Source organism: Vogesella sp. AC12 (assembly GCF_024437575.1).
Lineage (GTDB): Bacteria > Pseudomonadota > Gammaproteobacteria > Burkholderiales > Chromobacteriaceae > Vogesella > Vogesella indigofera.
On sequence record NZ_JANFNU010000003.1, the window covers coordinates 342,711 to 356,607 of the forward strand.

Below are 13,897 nucleotides of genomic sequence, written 5' to 3' on the forward strand. Positions count from 1 at the left end.
TTCCGGGCGATGGTGGGCCGAACCGCCCACCCTACCTAGCTGAGGAGATGAAATTGCAATTCAAGAAACTGACCGACCTGGCACTGTCCGGCAAGCGCGTACTGATCCGCGTCGACATGAACGTGCCGCTCAAGAATGGCGTCATCGGTGACGACACCCGCATCCGCGCCAGCCTGCCGTCGATCGAACACTGCCTGAAGGCCGGTGCCAGCGTGATCCTGATGACCCACCTCGGCCGTCCGACCGAAGGCGAGCCGCAGCCGGAAGACAGCCTGGCCCCGGTGGCCGCGCGCCTGTCCGAGCTGCTGGGCCAGGCCGTGACCGTGGCTGCCGACTGGCAAGCCGGCGTGACGCTGGCCGCCGGCGAGGTGGTGATGCTGGAAAACGTGCGCCTGAACAAGGGCGAGAAAAAGAACAACGAAGCACTGGGCCGTGCCTACGCCAGCCTGTGCGACATCTTCGTCAACGACGCCTTCGGCACCGCGCACCGCGCCGAAGCGTCCACCCACGCCGTGGCGCAGTTCGCGCCGGTCGCCTGCGCCGGCATCCTGCTGGCCGCCGAACTGGACGCTCTGGGCAAGGCGCTGCTGGCACCGGCCCGACCGCTGGTGGCCATCGTCGCCGGCTCCAAGGTCTCAACCAAGCTGACCATCCTCGAGGCGCTGGCCGACAAGGTTGACCAGCTGATCGTCGGCGGCGGCATCGCCAACACCTTCCTGCTGGCCGAAGGCAAGACCATCGGCAAGTCGCTGGCCGAAGCCGACCTGGTCGACGACGCCCGCCGCGTGATCGCCAAGATCCGCGCCCGCGGCGGCGACGTGCCGCTGCCGAGCGACGTGGTCTGCGCCAGCGAGTTCTCCGACACCGCCACCGCCACGCTGAAGAACGTGGCCGAGGTCGGCGCCGACGACATGATCCTCGACATCGGTCCGGACTCGGCCAAGGTTCTGGCCGACATCGTCGCCAAGGCCGGCACCGTGGTGTGGAACGGCCCGGTCGGCGTGTTCGAGATCGAGCAGTTCAGCCACGGCACCCAGGCCCTGGGCCAGGCGATTGCCGGTTCGGCGGCGTTCTCCATCGCCGGCGGTGGCGACACCCTAGCGGCGATCGCCAAGTACGGCCTGACCGAGCAGATCAGCTACATCTCCACCGGCGGCGGCGCCTTCCTCGAGTTCCTCGAAGGCAAGGAACTGCCGGCGGTCGCGATGCTGGCCGCGCGCGCTTGAAAACCGGCTAACGACCTCGCGAGCTCGCGCGAGACAAGCTGAAGACGGCTGAGGAAGCGACGTTGACATGGCGTCAATGCGCATCACCGGGTCGAATTCAACGCGGTATCGCGCGCAGCGCAGCAGGTCGTTGCTGCGGCCAACGTTGGCCGCAGCGGCCATACTGTAACTTGCCGGGTACAGGCGTTGCGCCTAGACTCGGCAACACCCCCCATTACCGATGCAAGGAGCAGCGCCCATGGCCTTCGATACCTGGCTGATCTTCGTCGTCACCGTGTTTTTCGTGTCGGCGACCCCCGGTCCCAATATGCTGCTGGCGATGAGCCACGGCATCCGCTTCGGCCTGCGCGGTGCGCTGCCGACCATGGCCGGCCTGCTGCTGGCGCTGGGCCTGATCATGGGCGGTTCCGCCGCCGGTCTCGGCGCGCTGCTGGCCACCTCGGAGCAGCTGTTCTCCTTCGTCAAGTACGCCGGCGCCGCCTACCTGGTGTGGCTGGGCTACCAGGCCTGGCGCGCGCCGGTCAGCGAGCGCATGGACAGCGACAGTGACGACGATGGCGTGGCCGCCGTCAGCAACTGGCAGCGTTTCCGCACCGGTTTCCTGGTGGCGATGAGCAACCCGAAGGCCTTCGTGTTCTTTGCCGCGCTGTTCCCGCAGTTCATGCGCGCCGATGCGCCGCAAATGCCGCAGCTGGTGGTGCTGGCCGCCACCTTCTACGTGATCGAGAGCAGCTGGCAGGTGGTGTACGCCTTCGGCGGCGCCAAGCTCAAGCACTGGATCACCAGCCCGCTGCGCCAGCGCATGATGAACCGCTTTGCCGGTGGCTCGTTCATGGCCGCCGGTGTGGCGCTGAGCACCGTCAGCCGCGCCTGACGCGGTCAACCTTTTTCCGCGCCGGCCACGGCGGGCGCGACAAGCATTCAACTACTGGAGACTCACCCATGGCACTCGTTTCGATGCGTCAGCTGCTGGACCACGCAGCAGAATTCAGCTACGGCCTGCCGGCCTTCAACGTCAACAACCTGGAACAGATGCGCGCCATCATGGAGGCCGCCGACAAGGTCGACGCGCCGGTGATCGTGCAGGCCTCGGCCGGCGCCCGCAAATACGCCGGCGCACCGTTCCTGCGTCACCTGATCCTGGCGGCGGTGGAAGAATTCCCGCATATCCCGGTGGTGATGCACCAGGACCACGGCACCAGCCCGGACGTGTGCCAGCGCTCGATCCAGCTCGGCTTCTCCTCGGTGATGATGGACGGTTCGCTGAAGTCCGACGGCAAGACCCCGGCCGACTACGACTACAACGTTGACGTGACCCGCACCGTGGTCAACTTCGCCCACGCCTGCGGCGTGTCGGTGGAGGGTGAGATCGGCTGCCTGGGCTCCTTGGAAACCGGCATGGCCGGCGAGGAAGACGGCGTCGGCGCCGAAGGCGTGCTCGACCACAGCCAGCTGCTGACCGATCCGGAAGAAGCCGCCCAGTTCGTGAAGGACACCGGCGTGGACGCGCTGGCCATCGCCATCGGCACCAGCCACGGCGCCTACAAGTTCAGCAAGAAGCCGACCGGCGACGTGCTGCGCATCGACCGCATCAAGGAAATCCACGCCCGCATCCCGAACACCCATCTGGTGATGCACGGCTCCTCCAGCGTGCCGCAGGAATGGCTGCAGATCATCAACGAATTCGGCGGCGAGCTGGGCGAGACCTACGGCGTGCCGGTGGAAGAGATCGTGGAAGGCATCAAGCACGGCGTGCGCAAGGTGAACATCGACACCGACCTGCGCCTGGCCTCCACCGGCGCCATCCGCCGCTTCCTGGCGCAGAACCCGAAGGAATTCGACCCGCGCAAATACCTGGCCGCCAGCACCGTGGCGATGCGCGACATCGTGATCGCCCGCTACGAAGCGTTCGGCGCCGCCGGCATGGCCAGCAAGATCAAGCCGGTCAGCCTCGACACCATGGCCAACCTGTACCTGAAAGGCCAGCTGGCGCAGATCGTGAAGTAAGCTGCACCCGCCATGCAAAACGCCACTCCGCGGAGTGGCGTTTTTGTTTGTGGCTTGCGGCCAAGGTTGGCCGCATCAACCGGCATGCAGCCGGTCGCGGAACAACGCGGCGATCAGGTCGGACTGGCTGATCACGCCGGCCAGCGTGCCGTCGGCGGCCAGCACCGGCACATGGTGCAGACCGCGCTCGGCGAACAGCGGCACCAGCTCCACCAGGTGCAGATCCTCGCGCACGCTGATCAGGGTGCTGCTCATGATCGCCGCCACCCGGCTGTCGCCGGCACGGCCGCTGAGCAGGCGCGCCAGCCGTTCGCGCAGCCCCTGCGGCGAACCGTCCAGCCGCTTGAGGAAGTCCACCAGCGACACCATGCCCAGCACCTGGCCGCTATCGGTGACCACCGGCAAGGCGCGCACCTTGTGCTGGCGCAGCAGCCGCCACGCCTCCTGCAGCGCGGTGTCCGGGCGCAGGCTGATCACGTCGCGCGACATGATGTCGCGGCAGCGGATATCGCCCAGCCGGCGGCGGTAGGCGTGCATCTCCGCCAGCGTCATCACCTGCTCCAGATCGCTGCGGCTGATGTCGAGCAGGTGGTTGAAGCCGGCCAGCGCTGCTTCCATGTCCTCCTCGCGGATGCCCAGCCGCGCCAGCGGCGCCGGATCGCGGATCAGGTGACGGTTGGGCGGCGGCAGCGCGCGCGGGTAGGGGCGGCGCAGCAGGTAGTTGTTGAGCAGCCACGCCAGCGCCAGCATCAGCAGCGCGTTGCACAGCACCAGCGCGACAAAGCCGTAGCCCATCGCCTGCACCGCCGGGCCGCCGACCACCGCGTTCAGCGCGATGGCACCACCGGGCGGGTGCAGGCAGCGCAAGGCGATCATGGCGAAGATGGCCAGCCCGACCGCGACGCCGGCCGCCAGCCACGGCCACGGCAGCCACTGCGCGCAGGCGACGCCGATGGCAGCCGACACCAGGTGGCCACCCAGCAGTGGCCACGGCTGCGCCAGCGGGCTGCTGGGCAGTGTGTACAGCAGCACCGCGGCAGCCCCCATCGACGCCACCAGCAGCGGTGCCGGCCCCAGGGTCAGCGCGGTGAGCAGGCCGGTCAGCGCGATGGCAAACAGGGCGGCGGCGGCGACCGCCAGCTGTTCGCGGCGGCCGATCACCAGCGGCTCCGGCCACCAGCGCTGCAGACGCCGGCGCAGTCCGGCCGGCAACAAGGCAAGAGATGTCATCATCCCGCCATTGTATTTGAAGATGTATTTGGTTTGCCACTTTGCAGCCACCATCCGCCACTTGGCCGCCGCCGCCGCGCTGCGTACACTATGCCGATGAGCGAACTTTTCTCCCCCCTCGAATGGGTCTTCGTGGTCATCCTCGGCCTGGTGCCGCTGGCCGGCATCGTGTTCCACCTGTGGATCATGCTGCTGCGGCCGCCGAAACAGCCGCCGGCCGACGCCGCCCCGCCGACGCAGGATCGCGAGCCGCACTGAAGCGGCGCGGCTGCCTCATCCCGCTTTGCATTTGGCATGGCCAGCCGCTAGCATGAACGCATGCCGGCAATGATGCCCAAGGAGAGCGAGATGGCAATGGATGTGATCGACTACCAGATCTTCGGCGACGACATGCAGTACGTCGAAGTGGAGCTGGACCCCGGCGAGGCCGCGGTCGGCGAGGCCGGCGCGCTGTACTACATGGAAGACGATGTCAGCATGGACACCGTCTTCGGTGACGGCTCGGCGGCGCAGGGCGGGCTGATGGGCAAGCTGCTCGGCGCCGGCAAGCGGCTGATCACCGGCGAATCGTTGTTCACCACCGTCTACCTCAACCAGGGCCAGCGCAAGCGCCGCGTCGCCTTTGCCGCCAGCTATCCCGGCAAGATCGTGCCGGTGCACCTCTTGGAGCTGGGCGGCACGCTGTACGCGCAGAAGGACAGCTTCCTCGCCGCCGCCAAGGGCGTCAGCCTCAGCCTCGCGTTCCAGAAGAAGATCGGCACCGGCCTGTTCGGCGGCGAGGGCTTCATCATGCAGAAGCTGGACGGCGACGGTTACGTGTTCCTGCACGCCGGCGGCACACTGACCAGCCGCCAGCTGCAGCCGGGCGAGGTGCTGCGTGTCGATACCGGCTGCGTGGTGGCCTACCAGCCGACGGTGGATTTCGACATCGAGTACGTCGGCAAGCTGAAATCGGCGCTGTTCGGCGGCGAAGGGCTGTTCTTCGCCAAACTGACCGGCCCCGGCCGCGTGTGGCTGCAGTCGCTACCGCTGTCGCGGCTGGCCGACCGCATCGTCGCCGCCAGCCCCAAGGCCGGCGGCAACAGCAGCGAGCAGGGTTCGCTGCTCGGCGGTCTCGGCAATATCCTGGACGGCAAGGACTGAGCCACGCCAGCCTCCGCCCGCGGCGGACGGCAGCATGAAAAAAGCCCGGAGCACGCTCCGGGCTTTTTTTGTCGGCGGCAGGCTTACTTGCCGGACGGCACACCGACCTTGGCGCGGCGCGCCTGGACCGCGTCGGCCAGCGTCTGCAGCAGCGCTTCGGTATTGTCCCAGCCGATGCAGGCATCGGTGATGCTCTGGCCGTAGGTCAGCTCGCAGCCCGGTTTCAGGTCCTGACGGCCCTCCACCAGGTGGCTTTCTACCATCACGCCGAAGATGTGCTGATCACCGGCCGCCAGTTGCGCGGCGATGTCGTCGCACACTTCCATCTGGCGACGGTAGTCCTTGCGACTGTTGGCATGGCTGAAGTCGACCATCAGCTTCTGCGGCAGGCCGACGGCGGCCAGCTCGGCGGCGGCGGCCTGCACATAGCGGGCCTCGTAGTTCGGCTCCTTGCCGCCACGCAGGATCACGTGGCAGTCCGGGTTACCGCCAGTCTCGACGATGGCGGAATGACCGGTCTTGGTCACCGACAGGAAGTGATGCGACACACTGGCAGAGCGGATGGCGTCGACCGCGATCTTCAGGTTGCCGTCGGTGCCGTTCTTGAAACCGACCGGGCAGGACAGGCCGGAGGCCAGTTCGCGGTGCACCTGCGATTCGGTGGTGCGCGCGCCGATGGCGCCCCAGCTGATCAGGTCGGCCAGATACTGCGGCGTGATCATGTCCAGGAATTCGGTGGCGGCCGGCATGCCCATGCTGTTCAGGTTGAGCAGCAGGCGACGCGCCAGGCGCAGGCCGGTATTGATGTCGTAGGACTCGTCGAGGTGCGGATCGTTGATCAGACCTTTCCAGCCGACGGTGGTGCGCGGTTTTTCAAAGTAGACACGCATCACGATCTGCAGGTCGTTGGCGTACTTCTGGCGCAGCGGCAGCAGGCGACGGGCGTATTCTTCCGCCGCGGCCGGATCGTGGATGGAACAGGGGCCGATCACCACCAGCAGGCGGTCGTCCTCGGCACGCAGCAGACGGGCAATGTCACGACGGGCGTTGAAGATCAGCTCGGCGGCGGATTCGTTGATCGGCAGCTCGTACAGGTGAGCAATCGGCGGGAGCAGTTCTTTGATGTCTCGGATTCTGACGTCGTCGGTCTGGCGGTGCATTGCTGTGTCCTTGGTCTCTTTTGTTTGCATAGCAACATTACCCGCTTCACCCTGCCATGCCAAGCCCTAAACCGTATCGCGTCCGGCGATTTTTTGGCGCCGCTGCGTCACGCCGTCGTGGCATGACCTGCCAAATGGCCGGCAATAAAACGGCGCCATTGGCAGGCTTTGCCAAAATAATGGCCAATAAAAAGCAAAAGCACCCCGAAGGGTGCTTTCGTTGGGTAATGCGGCCAACCTGGTGCTCAGTCGGCGTACTGGCGCTTCATGCGTTCGCGACGCTCCTGTGCTTCCACCGACAGCGATGCCGTCGGGCGGGCCAGCAGGCGCTTGAGGCCGATCGGCTCGCCGGTGTCTTCGCAATAGCCGTAGCTGCCGTCTTCGATCAAACGCAGGGTGGACTGGATCTTCTGCAGCAGCTTGCGCTCGCGGTCGCGGGTGCGCAGCTCCAGCGCATACTCTTCTTCCAGTGTGGCGCGATCCGCCGGATCGGGCGTGGCTTCCTGCTCCTGCAGGTGGCTAGCCGTGGCACTGGCGTTGCTCAACAGCTCTTGTTGCATGTTCAACAAGCGCTCCTTGAAGAACTCAAGATGGTCGGCGTTCATGTAGTCATCGCCGGACCAGTTGATGATGTCTTGTTCAGTCAGCTTGGCCATAGTTTGATGCTTCCAGCTATAAAGTTGTGGCAACAGGCGTGGAAGATTACCGACGGCATAAGGAAAGTGCAACACAATCCGTACGCCATCTCCGTCACAACTGTCTTTTATCTTGTGTATATAGTGCCGAACGGGGGTGAACTCAAGAGGGCAGGCCGATTAAGGCCCGACTTAAGACATTGGCAAGAAACACGGAAAGCGGCCGCGGCGGCAAATGGCACCGCGCCAACGCAACAAAAGCGCCTCGCGGCGCTTTATGTTGCATAAAACATGATTACTTCTGGCTCAAGACCCACTTCACCAGCGTTTTCAGATCGGCATCGCTGACCTGAGGGTGAGCTGGCATCGGGATCGGGCCCCAGACGCCGGAACCGCCGGCCTTGACCTTGGCCACCAGCTTGGCTTCGGCACTCTTGTCGCCCGCGTATTTCTTGGCGACATCCTTGTAGGCCGGGCCGACAATCTTCTTGTCGACCGCGTGACAGGCGACACAGGCGTATTTCTGCGCCAGCTGCAGGTTGGCAAAAGCGGGGGTGGCCAGCACGCCCAGGGCCACAGCGGCCAATAGCATTTTTTTCATGCAAAGTTCTCCACAGGATCAAACCCTTGACCTGACTCCGTAGCCAGGCAAGGCGACGCTACTTGATAACTGAATGCTCATACTGCCATCTTGAGTTGCATCAAGAAAGACATTTCCAGCATCCGGACCGGCAGCATCAGGATCACCTGGATCACCAGCAGCAACACCAGTGGCGACAGGTCGACGCCGCCGATCACCGCCCGCTGGAACGGGCGCAGGTAGGGTCGGGTCAGCGCTTCCAGTACCGGGCGCAGGCCGTTGTAGGGATTGACCCAGCTGAGGATCGCCAGCACGAACACCGCGCCCATCAGCAGGTACAGCGACAGGCGGAACACGTCGAGCAGCGCCAGCAGCGTCAGCGCCAGCCAGCTCTGCGGGTGCAGCAGGTCGTAGGGCAGCGGGTTGAGCAGCAGGATGCTGATCAGTGCCAGCAGCGATACCACCCAGGCCAGCACCATGGTGGCGGTGTCATAACTGCGCCACGCCGGAATCCAGCGCCGCAACGGCAACACCGCAAAATTGCTGACCGCGATCACGAACTGGGTCAGCGGATGCTTGAACGGCGCCCGCGCCACCTGCAGGTAAAAGCGCATCAGCAGCACCAGCACGAACAGCTCGCTGATGGTCTTGATCAGGAATTGCAGTGTTTCCAGCAGCATCATTCGCCGTCCTTGCTCAACAGGTCACCCAGCTCCACCGAGCGGGCGCGGCAGTCCAGCGCCCCGGCGATGATCGCCGCCTTGACACCCTCGGCCTCGAAACGGGCGATGGCACGCTCGGTGGTCCCGCCCTTGGACATCACGTTGGTGCGCAAGGTTGCCACCGGCAGCGGGCTTTGCTTGGCCAGTTCCACCGCGCCCTCGAAGGTGCCCAGCACCAGTGCCCGCGCCTCCTGCTCGCTGAAGCCGACCTGGCAGGCGCCCTCGATCATGCTCTCGATAAAGTAGAACACGTAGGCCGGGCCGCTGCCGGAGACGCTGGTGATGTCGTCGATGCCACCCTCGGTCTCCAGCCAGCTGGTGATGCCGACCGCCTGCATGATGCCTTCCGCGGTGCGGCGATCCGCTTCGCCGATATCGGCGGCGGCGTACAGCCCGGACACGCCCTTGCCGACCATGGCCGGGGTGTTGGGCATGACCCGCACGATGCGTGAGCTGCCCAGCCAGCGGCTCAGCGCCTCCAGGCGCACCCCGGCGGCGATCGACACCACCAGCGCGCCGTGCAGCCGTGGCGCCAGTTGCTGGCACACCGCCTGCAGTGCCTGCGGCTTGACCGCCAGCAGCACCACCTCGTCGGCGGCAAAGCGGTCCGGCAGCGCCGCCAGCGCGGTGACGCCGAATTCGGCCTGCAGGCTGGCGCGCTTGTCTTCGTGCAGCTCCACCACGCTGATCTGCTGGCCGGGCTGCTGGCAGAGACCGGAAATGATGGCGGAGGCCATATTGCCGCCACCGATGAACGTGATACGCATGGTTTTCCCCTGGTTCTTGTTACTTCGCCCGCTGGCGAAACATGGTTGGATGGTTAGCCGTAGTGGCGCGCGCCGAAGATCGCGGTGCCGACGCGCACCATGGTGCTGCCGGCGGCGATCGCCGCCGCCATGTCGGCGGACATGCCCATCGACAGCGTGTCGGTGGCGATGCCGGCCGCCGCCAGCCGCTGCTGCAGCGTCGCCAGCACGCCGAAGCGTGCGGCCAACGTTGCCGCATCCTGCGTCGGCTCCGGAATGCACATCAGCCCGCGCAAGCGCAGGCCGGGCAGGGCGGCGATCGCCTGCGCCAGCGGCAGCACCTCGTCCGGGGCGCAGCCGCTCTTGCTGTCCTCGCCGGAAACATTGACCTGGATGCAGACATTCAGCGCGGGCAGCGCCGCCGGACGCTGCGCCGACAGCCGTTCGGCGATCTTCAGCCGCTCTACCGAGTGCACCCAGTGCGCCAGCTCCGCCACCGGCCGCGTCTTGTTCGATTGCAGCGGGCCGATGAAATGCCACTCCAAGGCCAGATCCTGCAGCACGGCGGCCTTGGCCTGCAGTTCCTGCACGTAGTTCTCGCCAAAGCGGCGCTGGCCGGCGGCGTAGGCTTCACGCACCGCCGCCGCCGGAAAGGTCTTGCTCACCGCCAGCAAGGTCACGCTGTCGCCATCGCGGCCGGCCGCCTGTGCCGCACTGCCGATCGCCGCGCTCACCCGTTGCAGGGCGCTGCTGATATCTGTCATCGTCTGCTCGCTCTCTCTTCCGCCGGTGGCCGCGGCCTCAGTGGGCAGCGGCACCCGGCGGCGTTACAATCGTCCGCATCACTCGATGAACCCGGCATTGTTGCGGACGCGGAGAAATTATATGGAAATTTCCGAACTTCTGGCCTTTACGGTCAAAAACAAGGCATCGGACCTGCACCTGTCGTCCGGACTGCCACCGATCATACGGGTACACGGCGACATCCGCCGCATCAACCTGCCGCCGATGGCGCACCATGACGTGCACGACATGGTGTACGACATCATGAACGACCACCAGCGCAAGGCCTTCGAAGAAATCTTCGAGTGCGACTTCTCCTTCGAGCTACCGGGCATCGCCCGTTTCCGCGTCAACGTGTTCCAGCAGAACCGCGGTATCGCCGCGGTATTCCGCGTGATTCCGTCCAAGGTGCTGTCGCTGGAAGACCTCAACGCGCCGAAGATCTTCCGCGAGATCGCCGATCTACCACGCGGCATCGTGCTGGTCACCGGCCCGACCGGCTCCGGCAAGTCCACCACGCTGGCGGCGATGGTCGACTACGTCAACGAGAACCAGTATTCGCACATCCTGACGGTGGAAGACCCGATCGAATTCGTGCACGAAAGCAAGAAGGGCCTGATCAACCAGCGCGAACTCGGCGCCCAGACGCAGAGCTTCGCCAACGCGCTGAAGAGCGCGCTGCGCGAGGACCCGGACGTGATCCTGGTCGGCGAGATGCGTGACCTGGAAACCATCCGCCTGGCGCTGACCGCCGCCGAAACCGGCCACCTGGTGTTCGGCACGCTGCACACCAGCGGCGCCGCCAAGACCGTCGACCGTATTGTCGACGTGTTCCCGGCCGGCGAAAAGGAAATGGTGCGCGCGATGCTGTCGGAAAGCCTGCGTGCGGTGATTTCGCAGACGCTGCTGAAGACCAAGGACGAAAGCGGCCGCGTCGCCGCCCATGAAATCATGATCGGCACCCCGGCGATCCGCAACCTGATCCGCGAAAACAAGATCGCGCAGATCAACTCGATGATCCAGACCGGCCAGCAGTACGGCATGCAGACCATGGACATGTGCCTGCAGGAACTGGTGCGGCGCAATGTGATTTCGATTCAGGAAGCCCGGCAAAAGGCTTCCAACAAGGACGCGTTCTAAGCGAGGAAGTAGCGCATGGAAAAGGACCAGGCATCAAAATTCATCCACGATCTGCTCAAGCACGCTGCCAGCAAGAACGCTTCCGACATCTTCATCACCTCCGACTTTCCGCCGGCGATGAAGATCGACGGCAAGATCACCCCGGTGGCGCCGCAGGCGCTGACCGCGCAGCACTGCAAGGAGCTGGTGCGCTCGGTGATGAATGACCGCCAGATGGAGGAGTTCGAATCCAGCTCCGAGGCAAACTTCGCCATCAGCCCGCCCGGCATCGGCCGCTTCCGCGTCAGCGCCTACATGCAGCAGGGCAAGGCCGGCATGGTGCTGCGCAAGATCAACACCGAGATCCCGACGCTGGACCAGCTGAAAATGCCGGCGGTGCTGAAGGACGTGGCGATGATCAAGCGCGGGCTGGTGATCTTCGTCGGCGGCACCGGCTCCGGCAAGTCCACCTCGCTGGCGGGGCTGGTGGACTGGCGCAACAGCACCGCGGCCGACCACATCATCACCCTGGAAGACCCGATCGAGTACGTGCACCAGCACAAGAAGAGCATCATCACCCAGCGCGAGATCGGCGTGGACACCGAGAGCTGGGAGGTGGCGCTGAAGAACACGCTGCGCCAGGCGCCGGACGTGATCCTGATGGGCGAGATCCGCGACCGCGAATCGATGATGTACGGCCTGCAGTTCGCCGAGACCGGCCACCTGTGCCTGGCCACGCTGCACGCCAACAACGCCAACCAGGCGCTGGACCGCATCCTCAACTTCTTCCCGGAAGAGCGCCACCAGCAGGTGCTGATGGACCTGTCGCTGAACATGCGCGCCATCGTGTCGCAGCGGCTGATCCCGCTGAAGCAGGTCAAGGGCCGTGTCGCGGCGGTGGAAATCCTGCTCAACAGCCCGCTGATCGCCGACCTGATCTTCAAGGGCGAGGTGTCCGGCATCAAGGAGGTGATGTCACGCTCGCGCGAGACCGGGATGCAGACCTTCGACCAGGCGCTGTTCGAGCTGTACGAGAGCGGCCAGATCAGCTTCGAGGACGCGCTGCGCAACGCCGACTCGGTCAACGACCTGCGCCTGAAGATCAAGCTCTACGGCGAAGAGAGCAAGCACAGCGATCCGCTGGGCGGGCTCGATCACCTCGACATCGTCTAAGCACAAGGTTGGCCGCAACGGCTTGCGGCCAACCTTGCACCCTCCCGGCCTCGCCGCTCAGGTGAGGAAGTCGTCACTCCACATCTTGCGTACCCACTCCAGCGCTTCCAGCTGCACCTGGTTGAAGTTGTCCGCCGCCAGCGTCGGCAGCGGCGCCTGCGCCTCGCGGCACTCGGCCAGCTCGGTCTGCGCCAGCAGGTCGCCGAGCATGCCCTCGCGGTACAGCAGTGCCTGCAGCACCTTGTCGCGCAGCGACAGCGACGCCACCAGCGACTGCATGCTCATGCCCAGCAGGCTGTCGGCCAGCGACAGGATGCCGGTCATGAACGCCTCGTCGCGCTCGGCCGGCGGCGCCAGCAGCTCCATCATGCGGCCGCGCACCGCCGCCATTTCCAGCAGCGGGCTGGGGCCGCTGTCCGGGCGGCAGTCGGCGGCGAACAGGATGACCAGCGCCCAGCGCTTCAGCCGTGACGAGCCGAGCATGGTCAGCGCCTCGCGGATGGAGCGCACCGGGCGACCGTAGTTTTCCGCGGCGTTGACCAGCTTCAGCAGGCTGACCACCATGTCCGGCGCGCCCTTGAATACCTCTTCCAGTTCCAGCAGCTCGGCGTCCTGCATCACCAGCCCCAGCAGGCGCAGCATCAGCGCGCGGTGCGGATGGGCGCGGTTCTGCTGCATGATGGTCGGTTTGGCGAAGAAGTAGCCCTGGAACAGGCGGATGCCCAGCTCGCGGCAGCGCTCGAACTGCTCGTAACTGTCCACCTTTTCCGCCAGCAGCTGGCCGCGGTAGCCCTGCAGCCGCTGCAGCAGTACCGGCAGCCGCGCCAGCGATACCTGCTGCAAGTCGATCTTCAGGTAGGACACCAGCGGCAGCATCGCCTGGATTTCCGGGGTGACGTCACTGACGTCGTCCAGCGCCAGCCGGTAGCCGCGCGCCTGCAGTTCGCGGCAGCGCTCACGCACCGAGTCGTCCAGCGGCACGCTCTCCAGGATCTCGAGGATGATGCTCTCCGGCGGCAGCAAGTCCAGCACCGGGCTTTTCAGCAGCCGTTCATTGACATTGATGAAGCCGGGACAGCCTTCCAGCACCCGCGACATGCCCAGATCGATGAAGGTGTGGCGGATCACCGAGGCGGTGGCGTTGACGTCATCCTGGAACAGCGCGCGGTTTTCCGGCCCGGAGCGGAACAGCAGTTCGTAGGCCACGCGCTGCTGCTGGACATCGACAATCGGTTGGCGGCCAAGATAGATGGTGGTGTACATGTCGGCGATATTAGCGGATGCCATCGTCAAACAAAACCGCGATCATGGGCGCTCGATGTCAGGCATGACCCAGCGCAACCATGACGGGGGAAAAAACCACACCCGCGGCC

The 13,897-nt window shown here is 65.4% G+C and carries 15 protein-coding genes; 7 read left to right on the forward strand and 8 right to left on the reverse strand.

The features are described from left to right. Window positions 1-53 precede the first annotated feature (53 nt). The 3 genes from NOM55_RS07945 to fba all read left to right on the forward strand — a co-directional run bounded on the left by NOM55_RS07945 (window position 54) and on the right by fba (window position 3,233). Window positions 54-1,226 (forward strand): phosphoglycerate kinase, encoded by a 1,173-nt coding sequence (locus NOM55_RS07945; RefSeq protein ID WP_255908184.1) that lies wholly within the window; start codon window positions 54-56, stop codon window positions 1,224-1,226. 238 nt (window positions 1,227-1,464) lie between these two features. Then, window positions 1,465-2,100 (forward strand): LysE family translocator, encoded by a 636-nt coding sequence (locus tag NOM55_RS07950; protein ID WP_255908154.1) that lies wholly within the window; start codon window positions 1,465-1,467, stop codon window positions 2,098-2,100. 68 nt (window positions 2,101-2,168) lie between these two features. Continuing rightward, a complete protein-coding gene (gene fba, locus NOM55_RS07955) occupies window positions 2,169-3,233 on the forward strand; it encodes a class II fructose-bisphosphate aldolase (protein ID WP_047967732.1) in 1,065 nt (354 codons plus the stop codon). Between the two features lie 75 nt (window positions 3,234-3,308). Here fba and NOM55_RS07960 read toward each other — a convergent pair whose 3' ends face one another. Next, window positions 3,309-4,466, reverse strand: a complete 1,158-nt coding sequence (locus NOM55_RS07960; protein ID WP_255908155.1) for an HPP family protein — start codon at window positions 4,464-4,466, stop codon at window positions 3,309-3,311. A gap of 93 nt (window positions 4,467-4,559) precedes the next feature. On the opposite strand from NOM55_RS07960, the gene NOM55_RS07965 reads away from it, so the two are divergent. Together NOM55_RS07965 and NOM55_RS07970 are read left to right on the forward strand one after the other, a co-directional pair. Continuing rightward, a complete protein-coding gene (locus NOM55_RS07965) occupies window positions 4,560-4,721 on the forward strand; it encodes a hypothetical protein (protein WP_255908157.1) in 162 nt (53 codons plus the stop codon). A 90-nt stretch (window positions 4,722-4,811) separates the two neighbouring features. Next, window positions 4,812-5,606 carry a TIGR00266 family protein gene (locus NOM55_RS07970; protein WP_255908158.1) on the forward strand — a complete coding sequence of 265 codons (795 nt, stop codon included), beginning with the start codon at window positions 4,812-4,814 and terminating at the stop codon, window positions 5,604-5,606. Window positions 5,607-5,689: 83 nt separating this feature from the next. Here the strand turns inward: NOM55_RS07970 and aroG are convergent, their stop codons facing one another. From aroG to NOM55_RS08000, 6 genes are all read right to left on the reverse strand, one after another. Further along, entirely contained in the window at window positions 5,690-6,766 is a 1,077-nt protein-coding gene (aroG, locus tag NOM55_RS07975) for a 3-deoxy-7-phosphoheptulonate synthase AroG (RefSeq protein ID WP_255908159.1), read from the reverse strand. Between the two features lie 245 nt (window positions 6,767-7,011). Beyond that, window positions 7,012-7,422, reverse strand: a complete 411-nt coding sequence (dksA, locus tag NOM55_RS07980; protein ID WP_047967729.1) for an RNA polymerase-binding protein DksA — start codon at window positions 7,420-7,422, stop codon at window positions 7,012-7,014. A 274-nt stretch (window positions 7,423-7,696) separates the two neighbouring features. After that, a complete protein-coding gene (locus tag NOM55_RS07985; protein WP_047967728.1) occupies window positions 7,697-8,002 on the reverse strand; it encodes a c-type cytochrome in 306 nt (101 codons plus the stop codon). Between the two features lie 77 nt (window positions 8,003-8,079). After that, window positions 8,080-8,664, reverse strand: a complete 585-nt coding sequence (locus NOM55_RS07990; RefSeq protein ID WP_238377330.1) for a YggT family protein — start codon at window positions 8,662-8,664, stop codon at window positions 8,080-8,082. After that, entirely contained in the window at window positions 8,661-9,470 is an 810-nt protein-coding gene (gene proC, locus NOM55_RS07995) for a pyrroline-5-carboxylate reductase (RefSeq protein WP_255908160.1), read from the reverse strand. Before proC ends, NOM55_RS07990 begins: the two co-directional genes overlap by 4 nt. 53 nt (window positions 9,471-9,523) lie before the next feature. Further along, window positions 9,524-10,213, reverse strand: coding sequence for a YggS family pyridoxal phosphate-dependent enzyme (locus tag NOM55_RS08000; RefSeq protein WP_255908161.1), 690 nt, complete (start codon window positions 10,211-10,213; stop codon window positions 9,524-9,526). Between the two features lie 121 nt (window positions 10,214-10,334). On the opposite strand from NOM55_RS08000, the gene NOM55_RS08005 reads away from it, so the two are divergent. Further along, entirely contained in the window at window positions 10,335-11,372 is a 1,038-nt protein-coding gene (locus tag NOM55_RS08005) for a type IV pilus twitching motility protein PilT (RefSeq protein ID WP_047967725.1), read from the forward strand. Between the two features lie 15 nt (window positions 11,373-11,387). Further along, window positions 11,388-12,524, forward strand: a complete 1,137-nt coding sequence (locus NOM55_RS08010; RefSeq protein WP_255908163.1) for a PilT/PilU family type 4a pilus ATPase — start codon at window positions 11,388-11,390, stop codon at window positions 12,522-12,524. 57 nt (window positions 12,525-12,581) lie between these two features. On the opposite strand, the gene NOM55_RS08015 is transcribed toward NOM55_RS08010, so the two are convergent. Further along, window positions 12,582-13,811: an EAL and HDOD domain-containing protein gene (locus tag NOM55_RS08015; protein ID WP_255908164.1), complete on the reverse strand. Its 1,230-nt coding sequence runs from the start codon at window positions 13,809-13,811 to the stop codon at window positions 12,582-12,584. Between the last annotated feature and the right edge of the window lie 86 nt (window positions 13,812-13,897).

Excerpts from the sequence above, each read along its gene's own strand:
- NOM55_RS08010 (WP_255908163.1), top strand. The coding sequence starts at position 11,388 with ATGGAAAAGGACCAGGCATCAAAATTCATCCACGATCTGCTCAAGCAC.
- NOM55_RS07985 (WP_047967728.1), bottom strand. The coding sequence starts at position 8,002 with ATGAAAAAAATGCTATTGGCCGCTGTGGCCCTGGGCGTGCTGGCCACC.
- NOM55_RS07960 (WP_255908155.1), bottom strand. The coding sequence starts at position 4,466 with ATGATGACATCTCTTGCCTTGTTGCCGGCCGGACTGCGCCGGCGTCTG.
- dksA (WP_047967729.1), bottom strand. The coding sequence starts at position 7,422 with ATGGCCAAGCTGACTGAACAAGACATCATCAACTGGTCCGGCGATGAC.
- NOM55_RS07990 (WP_238377330.1), bottom strand. The coding sequence starts at position 8,664 with ATGATGCTGCTGGAAACACTGCAATTCCTGATCAAGACCATCAGCGAG.
- NOM55_RS08005 (WP_047967725.1), top strand. The coding sequence starts at position 10,335 with ATGGAAATTTCCGAACTTCTGGCCTTTACGGTCAAAAACAAGGCATCG.
- NOM55_RS07965 (WP_255908157.1), top strand. The coding sequence starts at position 4,560 with ATGAGCGAACTTTTCTCCCCCCTCGAATGGGTCTTCGTGGTCATCCTC.
- aroG (WP_255908159.1), bottom strand. The coding sequence starts at position 6,766 with ATGCACCGCCAGACCGACGACGTCAGAATCCGAGACATCAAAGAACTG.
- NOM55_RS07950 (WP_255908154.1), top strand. The coding sequence starts at position 1,465 with ATGGCCTTCGATACCTGGCTGATCTTCGTCGTCACCGTGTTTTTCGTG.
- NOM55_RS08015 (WP_255908164.1), bottom strand. The coding sequence starts at position 13,811 with ATGGCATCCGCTAATATCGCCGACATGTACACCACCATCTATCTTGGC.
- NOM55_RS08000 (WP_255908161.1), bottom strand. The coding sequence starts at position 10,213 with ATGACAGATATCAGCAGCGCCCTGCAACGGGTGAGCGCGGCGATCGGC.
- fba (WP_047967732.1), top strand. The coding sequence starts at position 2,169 with ATGGCACTCGTTTCGATGCGTCAGCTGCTGGACCACGCAGCAGAATTC.
- proC (WP_255908160.1), bottom strand. The coding sequence starts at position 9,470 with ATGCGTATCACGTTCATCGGTGGCGGCAATATGGCCTCCGCCATCATT.
- NOM55_RS07970 (WP_255908158.1), top strand. The coding sequence starts at position 4,812 with ATGGCAATGGATGTGATCGACTACCAGATCTTCGGCGACGACATGCAG.